The organism is Vibrio sp. SCSIO 43132, assembly GCF_019904195.1.
Lineage (GTDB): Bacteria > Pseudomonadota > Gammaproteobacteria > Enterobacterales > Vibrionaceae > Vibrio > Vibrio nigripulchritudo.
On record NZ_CP063200.1, the window covers coordinates 701,706 to 714,688 of the forward strand.

At 46.0% G+C, this 12,983-nt stretch carries 14 protein-coding genes; 9 read left to right on the top strand and 5 right to left on the bottom strand.

What is annotated here, in order from left to right:
* Nucleotides 1–318 precede the first annotated feature (318 nt).
* From INR79_RS21275 to INR79_RS21295, 5 genes are all read left to right on the top strand, one after another.
* Nucleotides 319–2,031, top strand: a complete 1,713-nt coding sequence (locus tag INR79_RS21275) for a glycerophosphodiester phosphodiesterase family protein (RefSeq protein ID WP_223099725.1) — start codon at nucleotides 319–321, stop codon at nucleotides 2,029–2,031.
* Between the two features lie 207 nt (nucleotides 2,032–2,238).
* Nucleotides 2,239–2,871 carry a hypothetical protein gene (locus INR79_RS21280; protein WP_223099727.1) on the top strand — a complete coding sequence of 211 codons (633 nt, stop codon included), beginning with the start codon at nucleotides 2,239–2,241 and terminating at the stop codon, nucleotides 2,869–2,871.
* Nucleotides 2,872–2,976: 105 nt separating this feature from the next.
* Nucleotides 2,977–3,921 (top strand): DNA-binding transcriptional regulator DsdC, encoded by a 945-nt coding sequence (gene dsdC, locus INR79_RS21285; RefSeq protein ID WP_223099729.1) that lies wholly within the window; start codon nucleotides 2,977–2,979, stop codon nucleotides 3,919–3,921.
* Nucleotides 3,922–4,017: 96 nt separating this feature from the next.
* Nucleotides 4,018–4,719 carry a cupin domain-containing protein gene (locus tag INR79_RS21290; RefSeq protein WP_223099731.1) on the top strand — a complete coding sequence of 234 codons (702 nt, stop codon included), beginning with the start codon at nucleotides 4,018–4,020 and terminating at the stop codon, nucleotides 4,717–4,719.
* Nucleotides 4,720–4,780: 61 nt separating this feature from the next.
* Nucleotides 4,781–5,419 (top strand): glutathione S-transferase family protein, encoded by a 639-nt coding sequence (locus tag INR79_RS21295; protein WP_223099733.1) that lies wholly within the window; start codon nucleotides 4,781–4,783, stop codon nucleotides 5,417–5,419.
* A gap of 6 nt (nucleotides 5,420–5,425) precedes the next feature.
* Here the strand turns inward: INR79_RS21295 and INR79_RS21300 are convergent, their stop codons facing one another.
* The 3 genes from INR79_RS21300 to INR79_RS21310 are packed head-to-tail and all read right to left on the bottom strand — an operon-like array spanning nucleotide 5,426 to nucleotide 7,081.
* Nucleotides 5,426–6,334 carry a LysR substrate-binding domain-containing protein gene (locus tag INR79_RS21300; protein ID WP_223099735.1) on the bottom strand — a complete coding sequence of 303 codons (909 nt, stop codon included), beginning with the start codon at nucleotides 6,332–6,334 and terminating at the stop codon, nucleotides 5,426–5,428.
* A gap of 58 nt (nucleotides 6,335–6,392) precedes the next feature.
* Complete coding sequence (locus tag INR79_RS21305) at nucleotides 6,393–6,737, bottom strand: antibiotic biosynthesis monooxygenase family protein (protein WP_022612675.1); 345 nt, start codon at nucleotides 6,735–6,737, stop codon at nucleotides 6,393–6,395.
* Nucleotides 6,734–7,081 carry an NIPSNAP family protein gene (locus tag INR79_RS21310; protein ID WP_223099737.1) on the bottom strand — a complete coding sequence of 116 codons (348 nt, stop codon included), beginning with the start codon at nucleotides 7,079–7,081 and terminating at the stop codon, nucleotides 6,734–6,736. The genes INR79_RS21305 and INR79_RS21310 overlap by 4 nt, the downstream gene beginning before the upstream one ends.
* 165 nt (nucleotides 7,082–7,246) lie before the next feature.
* Between INR79_RS21310 and INR79_RS21315 the strand changes: the two genes are divergently transcribed.
* The 4 genes from INR79_RS21315 (at nucleotide 7,247) to INR79_RS21330 (ending at nucleotide 10,526) form a co-directional block, all read left to right on the top strand.
* Nucleotides 7,247–7,921, top strand: a complete 675-nt coding sequence (locus tag INR79_RS21315) for an ArsR/SmtB family transcription factor (protein WP_223099739.1) — start codon at nucleotides 7,247–7,249, stop codon at nucleotides 7,919–7,921.
* 75 nt (nucleotides 7,922–7,996) lie between these two features.
* Entirely contained in the window at nucleotides 7,997–8,560 is a 564-nt protein-coding gene (locus INR79_RS21320) for a histidine phosphatase family protein (RefSeq protein WP_262415476.1), read from the top strand.
* Nucleotides 8,557–9,510 (top strand): adenosylcobinamide-phosphate synthase CbiB, encoded by a 954-nt coding sequence (gene cbiB, locus INR79_RS21325; RefSeq protein WP_262415457.1) that lies wholly within the window; start codon nucleotides 8,557–8,559, stop codon nucleotides 9,508–9,510. The genes INR79_RS21320 and cbiB overlap by 4 nt, the downstream gene beginning before the upstream one ends.
* A complete protein-coding gene (locus INR79_RS21330; RefSeq protein ID WP_223099743.1) occupies nucleotides 9,507–10,526 on the top strand; it encodes a threonine-phosphate decarboxylase in 1,020 nt (339 codons plus the stop codon). Before cbiB ends, INR79_RS21330 begins: the two co-directional genes overlap by 4 nt.
* Before the next feature lie 11 nt (nucleotides 10,527–10,537).
* On the opposite strand, the gene INR79_RS21335 is transcribed toward INR79_RS21330, so the two are convergent.
* A complete protein-coding gene (locus INR79_RS21335) occupies nucleotides 10,538–11,788 on the bottom strand; it encodes a DEAD/DEAH box helicase (RefSeq protein WP_223099745.1) in 1,251 nt (416 codons plus the stop codon).
* An 83-nt stretch (nucleotides 11,789–11,871) separates the two neighbouring features.
* Entirely contained in the window at nucleotides 11,872–12,819 is a 948-nt protein-coding gene (locus INR79_RS21340; protein WP_223099747.1) for a LysR substrate-binding domain-containing protein, read from the bottom strand.
* Between the last annotated feature and the right edge of the window lie 164 nt (nucleotides 12,820–12,983).

The window sequence follows — 12,983 nt, forward strand, 5'->3', positions numbered from 1 at the left end:
AGACCCTTACAAAAGCACCAAACAAATCCATATAGCTCTGATCTAATGCATGTTCGGCTAGGTCGAGCATGTCGATTTTGCATTTCTATTCCAGTTGAAAGCTGATTTTCAGGCGCCTTTTGGAGCAACAAACCTCAATTAATTCTCGCTATTTCTATTTATAACTTTATAAATATCAACTTAAGTATTGGTATTTTATAAATGTGATATTTTGCGCAATAAGGGTGAAACATTCCGAGTAGGCTGATTTTAGCGTTATTGAAATAGCGTTCTAAAAACGAGCATGTATTGCAATTCAATTAATACTAGGAGGTCATCATGCTTGATCGTAAATGGAAATGGATAGCTGCTGCTGTGATATTGGGTCTGGCTAACACCGCTTACGCTGGGTGTTTCAACCCAAAACTGGTCACTCAGGCTTTGAAAGAAACGGTAGGCACAACGCATAAACCGATAGTTGTTGCTCATCGAGGGTTATGGGCTGGAGACAAAACGAATAGCCTGCCGGAAAACAGTTTGTCTGCCCTAAAAGCTGCTGACCGTAAGTGTATCGAAGCGGTGGAGCTAGACGTAAGGAAAACACAAGACAATGTTCCATTTTTGATGCACGACTTTACTCTGGGGAGAACAACAAATGCTTATGAAGTATTAGGAGGTCCAAAGTTTATCCCAGAGAAAAATACCGGCACCAATCCTAAATCTGGGGATCTACCGTGGGCAACCATCAAGAATCTGAAGCTGCTAAGCCCTGATAGGAACAGTGTTACCGCAGAGAAGGTGGTGTCGATAAAAGAAGTCTACGATTACTATTATGAGCAGCGAATGAGCACGGTATTAGTCTTTGATATCAAGTCTAAAGAGAGCGCCATCGCTATTGCTAAATTGATCGATGAAGATACAAGAGATTACGGAGCGGGCATTAAAGCATCGGATATCACGATATTTAAGATCAAAGCGACGATGTACCCTTTCCCTAATGAGTTTGTTCAAGACCTTAATCAACATAACATCGCTGTCCAACCTATGGTGATGCCTATCTACACTACCAATATGCTTCAGGAGTTTCAGGACAAAGGCTGGAATATTTCTGACTCATTGCAGGCTTGGATAACCAGAGACAAAATGGCTGAAATTAACCTAAAACAGCCAAAAGGCTTGCTGAGTAACTTGGTACAAACTGCTCATGATGCAAAAGTCGCTCTTGGTAATTTCAATGCGATACCGGACTACAACGGTCCTGGTCCTATCCCGAAAGACATCCCGAGAAATAAAGCGTTTTACGATAGTAACGGCACATGTTGTTATCAATTGTCTGAAAGGTACGCTACTTTTGAAGGCGTAAGTGACACCGACGACAGACGAGGCGACAGAACGTTTCTTTTTGGTCAGAAAAGTCAACATTTCTCAGTAATTACAACGGATGCACCTACGAAAACAATCAATGAGTTGGAGAATTTGGGGTTAAGAAATACCCAAAATTATGGTGGTCCCCAAGCTAATGTGGCAATCCTTGCATGGGATGGAGAACCTGGCGGTCAAATCTGGGGGGATGGACCAGTCTGTATTTTCGATCACCCTACCAGTGTTACCGAGCCGCACCCTACCTTAAATGCGGGTTACGCGTGGATGTATGCCTGTGCTTTAGCTCAACCCTATAGAGCAGGCTATTCCGCAGAACTTGTTATAAATGCAATTGATCCTACGGCAGATTCGCAATTTGGTTCTGATGGTATAGGCACAAGAATACAGATTAAGGATAAAACAGGTAAATGCTTAAACTACGACATATCTTCAACAGAGACGTTTTTTGACACGAACTGTAGCGGTGCCTTTGCTACATTTTTCCGGACGAAAGACAAACATATTCGTACCAGTGCTAACGAGGGTTACTGTTTAGGTTCGCGAAGAGGAGGATTGTACTGGGCGAATGAGTATGGAGTAACTTATATCGCTGGATGTGAAATTAAAGATGTTTGGCAAAAGTGGCTCTTTACTAAAGATCCGTGGACGTACACTCCTCTGCCAAATTAGAAATCATCATAAAAAATGAGTTTCTGATTCAACATGCTCGGTCGTCAGACCGAGCATGATTACGCCACTATTTACGTCCCAAATATGAAACGAAAGGTATTTGAAACCTATTCAGCTTGGAATGCTTTGTCGGCGAAAGGTAAGGTTAAACGGATGACACGCAAGTTGTTGAGCGTTTTCCTAAAAACTTTCATCGATGGAGACGACATGGAAAAGACCCATCACAGTCGGCAACTGCTGGAAATTCTTCGAACAATTCTGACCAAATATTTGGTCGTCATATCCGCGACCTATCAAATGTTCCGTCACCCTCATGACTTTTCTGACTATATTGATGGTTCTTCAGAAAGCGTAAAACGGTCCATCATCTATTTCGCAGAGGCGATTGTATTGCTTTTTGTCGTGCCTTCGCTGGTGCTAAAAGATCAGTCTTCTCTGAGTTTTATAGAGCAGGACTTAATGATTCTGTTCTCCATTATTATCATTGCCGCTATTTGTTTCGTTTTTTACCACGCCTTGTGTTTCTTTGAAAAAAGACCTTTGAATTTCTGGGCAACCATGAGCGCTGCCTTTTACTCGTATGGTTTGGTGATGCTGTGTATTTTGCCGTCCATTGTGGTTGAGGATCTTTCTAAGCTAAAACCTAGTGTTAGAGAGGCTCTTAGTGGTTTTGAACTGATCATGTCTGTTATCGGTGTATATGGTATGTACATCTACGTTTTTGCTTTTCATCGTTGGATATCTGATATCAATGACGTCTCAGCGATAAAATCATTCTTTGTGTTTTGGCTGGTGGCGATCTCAAGCACGGTATTTTTTGCATTGCTCCCGTTGAAGTAGGATGTCAGAAGCTTCAGAGGCATTCATTCCAGTGTGCTGATAAACCAATCAACGAATTTTGTGTTAGCTTCATAATGGAATGACAGGCATTTCATGGAGCGATATGTGTACACCAAACAAGACCGATTTTCCAAGCAACAGACTCTGAGCAGTACGCAGCTATCTAAGCTGCATACGTTTGAAGCTGCCGCCAGACATGGTTCTTTCTCTCTAGCGGCAAAAGAGCTGTCTGTTACCCCGAGCGCCGTTTCCCATAAAATGACCAAGCTGGAAGAGGAGCTGGGTATAGCGCTTTTTCACCGAGTTAGCCGAAAAATCTCCCTGACAGAAGAGGGAGAGCGAATGTATCAATCCGTTCGAAGCACTCTGTTTGCCCTTAATCAAGAGCTGCTGGATATCAAAGTGGGTGACATATCTGGCACGCTCACAGTGTATTCCAGACCGTCTTTTGCCCAATGCTGGTTAGTGCCGAGACTGAAAGACTTCAACCAGCGTTATCCTGCGATTGAGATAAAGATCCTGACGGGAAATGAAACCATCCATCTCAAAGGATATGGCATTGATGTTGCCATTTACTTCGACGACAAGAAGCCGGGTAATCTCCAGTGCACTGACATTCTCTCAGAATCCGTATTCCCGGTTTGCTCACCAGAATATGCGGATCAGAACGATCTGTTTAATCACCCCCAAAATCTTGAGCGAGTAACCTTGCTCCATGATGATCAGGCGTGGGATATCGATTCTGGTCGAAGTGAATGGGAAGAATGGGCAAGTGCCAATCAAGTTCATTTAAGCCCTTCTTCGCAGTCGAGTATGTCGTTTGATCGCTCCGATCTTGCGCTATTTGCGGCAATGCATCACTCAGGTGTGGCTATGGGCAGAAAGCATCTGGTTCAGTCGATGCTTGATTCTGGCTCCCTGGTCGCTCCGTTTGAAGGGACAGAAGTCCCGTGCAAACAGAAGCATTACGCGGTAAATGAACCAGACAACACGCCTAAAAAAGTCACGTTGTTTCTAGAGTGGTTAAAAGAGCAGGCATTACACCGATAAAGAAATTCTTTATCGCCAGCTAAGAATTTATGATTCGTCAGCCGGATTTGAAGTTCCTATAGTGAACTCATTACCGAATACAAAGGCAAAACGAGTATGGAAAGCAAATCAAAAACGGCAGCTCAGCCGCATCTGGAATTTAATGTCGATTTCGAGAAGACGGTCAGTGTCCCGACACAGTCGCAGCAGTTTGCCCCAACACCCATGGTCGGTGTAGAAAGAATTATGTTTGAAAGACTGGGGGGCGAAGTTGTTAAGCGAGCGACATCAGTGGTGCGCTATCAGCCAGAGAGCTACTTTGAGTCGCATGTTCACGCAGGTGGGGAAGAATTCATTACGCTAAGCGGCGTCTTTTCTGACGAGAACGGCGATTATCCAAAAGGCGTTTACGTTCGCAACCCAGTAACGTCGATACACAGACCTCACTCCAAAGATGGCTGCGAAATCTTCGTGAAACTGGGGCAAATGCCCGAATCCGAGAACCAAACTTCTTTCGTGCTAGACACCACCCAGGCTAAGTGGCGAAAAGAAGACAACGGAATCGCGTCGCTTCAGTTGTGGCTATCAGAATATGAAGACACACAATTGATTCGATTACCTGCTGGTTCCGTTTTTCCTGAGCAGCAGTTTGATGCCTCGACGGAATTTTTTGTATTGGATGGCAGTATTCAGCTTAACGACGAACATTTGGATACACGTTCGTGGGCAAGAGTAAAACCGAAACAGTCCATCAATATACGCTCCAAAAACGGTGCAACCCTGTACCGCAAAATCGGGATAGGCTTCGTTAGAAGTTAGTTCTCCCAACCCCATAAAAACTTAAATCAATCATTATCACAACGATCTGTGAGGGATCATTATGTCTAAAGAAAATGAAATCACCGTTTATGAAACCACTGGTTTTCCAAACCCAGCTCGAATTCGTGCTGCACTAGCAGAGAAAAATGCCTTATCAGCCGTCACCTTTGTTGAAGTGGATGTGATGAATAAAGAACACCGAACTGAAAGTTTTTACGCCAAGAATCCCTTAGGGACGGTTCCTGTTATGAAAACCGCAGAAGGGGAATATCTTTCGGAATCGACGGCGATTACCGAATACATTGATCACCACTTTGACGGACCATCGCTTACAGGCAGCAGCGCGATCGAGCGAGGTCGAATTCACATGATGCAGCGCCGTGCAGAGTCTATGGTCATGGATGCGGTGGGGGCATGGTTTCACCATGGAACAGAGGGATTAGGGCCGGATCTTGAAGTCAACCCTTGCCCTGAATGGGGGAAGAAACAGCACGCAGTGGCGACAGAAGGTATGCGTTACTTTAACGAAGTGCTGTCTAAGTCTACTTATGTTGCAGGAGAGGCGTTTTCAATGGCAGACATTACCTTGTTTTACGGACTCGCTTTTGCGGACTTTGCCAGCGTAGTCATTCCTACTGAGTATCACCACCTTATAGAGTGGCGAGAAAGAATGGCTAAGCGCCCAAGCCTCGCATCGTAATTACACTTATATCTGAGTTATTAGCCAAACGTGAAAGTCTTTCGCCTTGGCTTTGTTGCATTGTTTAATCGGCGAAACCACGTAATAACTGTAGGAAGAACAGTAACTGGTATCTCCAAATGGGCGAATCAGCTTGGCCTCTTCCAAATCTTTCATAACCAATGCTTCTCTATCTAGAGCAAGCCCTTGTCCACGAATGGCGGCTTCAATCACTTCAGAAAAGCTATTGACCTTCAGCCCGCTGGTGGAGGTGGTCGACGGGATGTTGTTTCTGGTGAACCATTCTTGCCAGCCTGGGTATTCCTGGCTCTCGGGTACGGATAAGTCGTGAAGAAGAGGCAAGGCAGACCAATCGACTGAAGTCGAGGAAGATAAATTATGTTGCGCAGCAAACTCAGGGGAGCAGACCGGGAAAATCGCCTCATCCATCAGTTTGTCGCTTTGCACGTTTTCCCATTCACCACGACCGTATCGAATCCCCACATCAATGCCTTCACTGGTGTAGTCAACCGGCTTTATGTGGGTTTCCACTCTTAAATCGTATTCTGGAAATTGAGCTTGGAAGTCAGCAATTCTCGGCATGAGCCACTTTGAGCCAATCGATGGGCTCACAGCCACACGCAGCGTGTTATCGAATATGTCGCTGTTGAGCTTGCCCAAACCACTTAAAATACTGCTGAATCCCTGCTGGATATCTGGGTAAGCCAGTTTGGCTTCTTCAGTCAGTTTTAGACGGGATTGACCGGAATTGGAACGGATGAATAGCTGGACACCCAGCCATTCTTCCAGTTGTTTAACCTGCTGACCCACAGCGGCAGGGGTAACGTTCAGTTCATTTGCGGCTTGGGGAAAACTCAGATGCCTTGCCGTGGCTTCAAACGCACGAATCCCATTAAGGTGCGCCAATCGGTTCATAATTCACATTGAGAAAATCAGACAATAATCAATCTTATACCCGACTCACGATGAAATGCTAGTTGTGTGAATCGAGATTGTCCGCTGGCACTTGTTCACGCTGATTCAAACCGTAATCTCTTATCACATCGGCAACCCTTAAGCGGTATTGAGAAAACAGTTCGGTTCTTCCTTTCTCCTGAGCCACGCGATGTGAAACCTGTGTTCGCCACCTTTTAACGGCTTGTTCATCCCGCCAGAACGACAAAGATAAAAACTTATTGGGTGAGACCAGACTTTGAAAGCGTTCCACGGAAATAAAGCCGTCTATGGTAACCAGATCTTCTTTTAACTGGCTTGCGATATCAAAATACTCATCGGTGCCGCTTGCTCTGGGCTCTACCTCAAAAATGACGGCAATCACACAGCACCTCCCTGAGAGTTTGGAGCCTGTTTATAGGTGGAAGACACCACTTTTAGAAACGTCCGTTTTTCCTCGATGATGAACTGCTGATCCTTCGCGAAATTGAAGTTGGATTTTCCCTGTTCTGATTCTTTCAGCCTTTTTCTGTAGGCTTCATATTCTGACAAAGAGGGGAAACTGATGAGCCCGTAAGCACAATAGTTGGTGCCCTCGTGTGGGACAAAATAACCGAGCAAGTCGCCACCGCATTCGGGTATGATTTTGCTCCAGTTCTCCGCGTATTGTTCAAACAGGCTGACTTTAAATGGGTCGATTCGGTATTCAATAAAACATGTGATGGTCATGGTTTTGGTCTCCTTACTGCTTTTCCAACAGTCTAAGTGCCCAGATATTCCATGCTTCGATGCTCATCGAACTAAAGGTGCCCATTTTGGTGTAACCTCTTAGTTCAACAGACCCTAATCTCAACCACCTATTAGCTTCAACTTAACCAGAGGTAGAATTTCCAAATGGAACCGGACATTGCTTATATCGCCAGTTTGATTGGTGACAACGCACGCTCAAAAATGCTGATGGCGTTGATGGGAGGAAAAGCCCTTACCGCTACAGAACTGGCTTTGGAGGCGGATGTTACTTCACAAACTGCTAGCAGCCATTTGATGAAATTGGTGGAAGGCAGGTTGCTGGTGGTGCGAAAACAGGGCAGGCATAAATACTTCCAACTTAAAGACCAAAGAATTGCAGAGTTGCTGGAACAGCTTCTCAATATTACGGCGGCATTGGGGCAAGCCATTTCAACGGGGCCCAATGATGAGCGATTGAGACGTTCGCGCGTTTGTTATGATCATCTTGCGGGAGAGCTGGGTGTTCAGCTGTTTGATAACCTGGTAGAGCAGGGATGGGTCATAGAAAACGCCGACGAAGCGACTCTCACCGATAACGGTCATGCTTATTTCCAGAAAATGGGTTTTGACCACACTCAATTCAAAAGCCGACGTCCCACCTGCAAAGCCTGCCTGGACTGGAGTGAAAGGCGCAGCCATATGGCGGGTAAACTCGGGCAATGGATATTAGACGATGCGCTATCGAAGGAATGGGCAATTCGAGACCTGGATTCTCGTGCGATACAGTTTACCCCTCGCGGGCTAAGCCAATTTTGTAAGAAATATAAGATGTCCATATAGGGTGTAATCCCTTGCTATTTATGGGCTCAGCCGATAGCCTCTTTTACACTGTAAATTTTCTACTTGTTTGATTTAATGCCTGTTCCTGACTCCGTTTTTTCTTCAAAATTAATCTTGATTCGCCATGGTGAAACAGAATGGAACCGGGCAAAGATCATGCAGGGCTGGTTCGACAGTAAGCTAACGGCTAAAGGTCGCAATCAGATTCGAAGCGCAGCGGTTAAGCTTCAAGCACTTCAATGCCAGTCACCGATAGCGATTTATACCAGCGACCTCGGCAGAGCCATGGCATCGGCTCGAATCATTGCGAATGAAATCAACGGATATCTTGTGGTCGATAAAAGACTGCGAGAACGAAACTACGGTGAGTTTCAGGGCAAACTGATAGGCGATTTACCCCCATCTTCATTTCACCAAGCTATTGAATCAGGCAGCCAGTATCTAGATAGAATTCAATCTGTTATGTCAGATATCACCAGAAGAAAAAGCTCTTACCCTACAGTGGTGGTTGGTCACGGTGAATGGATAGGTACTTACCTAAAGCACTATTCCCACCAAGCTGCATTTGAAATCCCAAAAAATGGAGAGAGCTTTTTTGTCCGAGAGAAAGAAAATGCTGAAAACGGAGGCGTGCAATGATGGAGTGGCTAATTAGCCTATTGTTGAGCGTTCCATTTTCCATTTGTCTGGCGTTGCTATTGGATGCGTGGTTAGGTGAGCCGAAAAAATTCCACCCTTTGATAGGTTTCGGAAATGCAGCGAACTGGGTGGAACACAAACTTAACCAAGACGGGGCTTCACGAGCTTCTGGGTTACTGGCCTTGCACATTATGGTACTGCCCTTGGTGCTGATTATAGGGGCATTGTCTGTATGGCTGACCAATGTTTCAGGTTACGCCTTGTTTGCTTTGAATGTCGTGACTCTTTATGTATGTGTCGGACAAAAAAGCCTGATTCAGCATGCAGATTGGATCTTCCAGCCTTTAAAACACGGTGATATGGAAGGGGCAAGAGAAAAAGTAGGCTGGATTGTCAGCCGAGAAACTAGCGAGATGACGGAATATCAAATCACCTCGGCAACCGTCGAATCTGTTCTTGAGAATGGCAATGATGCGGTGTATGGCGCATTGTTCTGGTTCGCAATATTAGGCGCACCTGGTGCCGTTTTGTTCCGTGCCGCCAACACCCTTGATGCCATGTGGGGCTACAAAAATCCGCGTTATAAAGAATTTGGTTTTGTGGCTGCAAGGCTGGATGATGCGATGGGATACATTCCTGCCCGTTTAACCGCCCTGAGCTATGCCCTTTTAGGAAACACGTCAATCGCACTTCGCTGCTGGAAACAGCAAGCTTCGGCTTGTTCTAGCCCTAATGGTGGTCCTGTGATGACTGCTGGGGCTGGTGCACTCAACATTACGATTGGTGGTCCTGCGGTTTATCATGGCAAGCTTCAGGATAAGATCTTTATGGGCGAAGGGGACAGAGCCACAGCGGAAGATATCCCAAGAGCGTGCAGGCTTATCGTCCGAACTAGCTTACTGTGGTGTGGTTTGATGTTGGCTGTAAGTGCAGTAGGAGTGCTATTTTGATTCATCACGGTGGAAAGCTGCTGGAAATGGCAGATAAATATGGCATTCCTTCCGAAGAATGGCTTGACCTTTCAACTGGGATAAGCCCCTTTACCTATCCTGTGGGTGACATTCCCAATGTCATCTGGAACAGGCTGCCAGAAGAACAGGATGGGCTGCTGGAAGCTGCGCAAGCATATTATGGTTCTATGTCTTGTCTGCCCATTGCCGGGAGTCAGGCGGGTATTCAGACCGTGCCTCAGGTTCTTGTTGCTAATCACCCTAAATCAGAGCCGCTCACCGTGCTGTTGCCCGCAGTGGGGTACAAAGAACATCAACATGCATGGCAACAGCTCGAAAAGGCAGGTCGAGTTAGCATCGAGTTTTACCGCAATGAACCAACAAGGCTTCAGATAAAAAGTGCAGACGTGTTGGTGGTCATCAACCCCAATAATCCAAGTACCATTAAGTTCTGTTCTGAAACGCTAAAGCATTGGCTTGCAGACATGCCAGATAACTCAACTCTGATTGTTGACGAAGCTTTCATGGACATCACTCAGGAGCAATCCATACTGCGCTTTTACCCGCAAAGTGTGCCAGATAACCTTATGGTGTTTCGCTCCCTTGGCAAGTTTTTTGGATTAGCGGGGCTTAGGGTTGGGTTTCTGTTTGCGAGCGAATCAAAAATCCGCTCTGTGCATGAATTACTGGGACCTTGGGCTGTCTCTAACCCGGCTCGGTTTGCGGCAAAAAAGGCGCTTTTGGATTTGGAGTGGCAAGCCGAAAACCGAACCCGATTGCTTGAAATGGGAAAGCGCATGAAATCGCTACTCGCCCGGTATTTTGACAGCGTTGACGGACACACTCTGTTTTACACCGCCATGAATGATCGTGCACCAGAACTGTTTGAAAGACTAGCCGAGCAAGGGGTGTTGGTTAGGTTATGCGATGAGAAAAATGCACTGCGCTTTGGTCTGCCACTGCAAGAAGCACAGTGGCAGAGATTAGAGAAGGTATTGGATTGCGTAATTGAATAGCGAAGTAGGCGTTAAGACTTGTTCGCCGGTTTACGGCGCGGTCTTCGGTTACTCTTCTTTTGGTCATCGCCATCTTTTGAATTACGGCGATTCTTTGGCACGTAATTCAAGATAGAAATCGGCACTTCTTTCTTTGGCTGAAACCCTTCAACCTCTTTACGGACAATCAATTCGCCAATCAGGCTTTCAATCATGCAAAGGTTTTTGAAGTTGTCTTTCGAGACAAAAGAAATGGCTTCGCCAGACTTGCCTGCACGACCCGTACGACCAATGCGGTGAACGTATTCGTCTGGCGGGAACGGTAAATCGTAGTTCACAACGCGGTTTAGCTCGGCGATGTCGATACCACGCGCTGCAACCCCTGTTGCCACCAGGTATTTCAGTTTGCCAGCTTTAAAATCTTCCAGTAATTGGGCGCGTGCTCCCTGGCTTCGTCCACTGTGGAAGGCTTCAGCTTTGATGCCGCGTTTTTCCAGCTGCGTGACCAGTTTGGCTGCGCCGTGTTTGGTCTCTATGAAGATCAGCGTCTGATCCCAGTTATTTTCCGTGATCAAATGGCTAAGCAGGGCGGATTTCTTGTCTTTATCAACGGTAACCAACCATTGGTCAATCTTAGGCTTCTCCGCATTTTGCAGGTGAAGCGAAATTTCAACCGGATCAGGCACCGCAGTCTTAGCCAGCTCACGAACCTTGCGCGATAAAGTGGCAGAGAACAGCAGGTTTTGCACATCTTCAGGCAATCGCTCGACAATCTTATTGATGTCTTCGATAAAACCCATGTCGAGCATTTTATCGGCTTCATCCAGAACCAATATCTCTACTTCGTCGAATCGCACCGCACGCTGGGTGTATAGATCCAATAAACGACCCGGTGTTGCCACCAGAATGTCGATGCCCTCAATCAGCTTTTTCTTTTGCGGACTGTCATCCACACCGCCGTAGATCGCCAGCGATTTAAGGTTAAGGTGTTTCGCGTACGCTTTGATGCTTTTGTCTACCTGAACCGCCAGCTCGCGGGTAGGTGCAAGAATCAGCGCACGAAAACGCTTTTTCTTTTGAGTTTCAGACTGGCTCAGTGTTTCCAAAATCGGCAGGACAAAACTGGCGGTTTTACCACTGCCCGTTTGTGCCGCTGCAATGATGTTTTTACCCTTTAACGCCACCGGAATGGCTTGTTCCTGAATAGGGGTTGGCGTCTCGTATCCCAATTCAGAAATGGCTTGGGTGATAGGGCGGCTAAGACCGAGTTTGGAAAATGGCATGTGAAAATCCAATTGAGTTGAAGCACACGTCAACAACATTAACGCGTCAGAATGGCGCGGAGTCTAACACGAACTCGCTAAGGTTAGCTATTCACGACTCTCTTTGGAAACAGGTCGAGTTGGTCTGTTTGCTTCATGCCTAACTCAAAGGCTTGTCTCACACTCTTGTTGAGGCTGGAGAGGACATCACGTTTCTGGAATCCACGTCGGGTTGCCAGAACAATTTTCCGTTTGGGAAGGGGTTGAAGTACATCTCTGACGTAGCGGCGACGGCGTTGCCCCATGTAAAGGGAGGCGAGGCGGGGAATCAATGTGATGCCTTTGCCCAATTCTACAAATCGTCGCATGGTTTCGAGGGAACCGGATTCCATGATCAGGTTCGCGGTGTCCATGTTCATCAAAGGGTTACAAGACCCAAGCTGAGAGCCGATTTGTTCAATAACATCAGACGCCAGATGAAGCCCATGTTTAATGGCAATATTCATGTCGACACTGGCTTCGCCAAATAGAGGGTTGTCTTCAGAAACATAGGCGACATAGGGTTCGTCGCCTACCTTAAACTGATAAAACGCGTTTTCCTTTTCTGGAAGACAACAGATAGCCGCATCAATATCCTCATTAAGTAATGCCTGAGTTATTGCATCCACAGGCATTTCACGGATGTGGATATTGAGTTTGGGGTGAGTATTGCCAAAATCCGGAAGAAATAACGGCAGCAAGTAAGGTGCAATACTCGGGCAGATTCCTAATATACATTCGCCTGAAAGGTCATTTTGTTCGGATTCTGCCAAAATCTGGAATCGGGAAACCTCTTTTAAGATACACCTTGCCTGCTCAATAAGCTTTACGCCTTTTCGCGTGGGGACGACGGGTGTTCTTGTCCGGTCAAAGATCATCACATCCAATTTGTGTTCCAGCTTCTGAATCTCTTTGCTCAGTGTGGGCTGGGCTACGTGGCACAGTTTCGCGGCTCTGGCAAAGTTACGTTCAGAGTCAACAGAGACGATGTATTTCAGTTGTGACACGTTCATAAATCAAATGCAATTGATAATTATTATCATTTGAGTCTATGCATTTTTTCTTCGAGGTCAACTGTTTTGTTTAATAAATGCACAAAAAAGAATTGGTTAGTTATTTATAGCCTTTAGCTATGAGCTCTATAGCTAAAGGGATTTAGCGAGCTTTGATGTTCTGC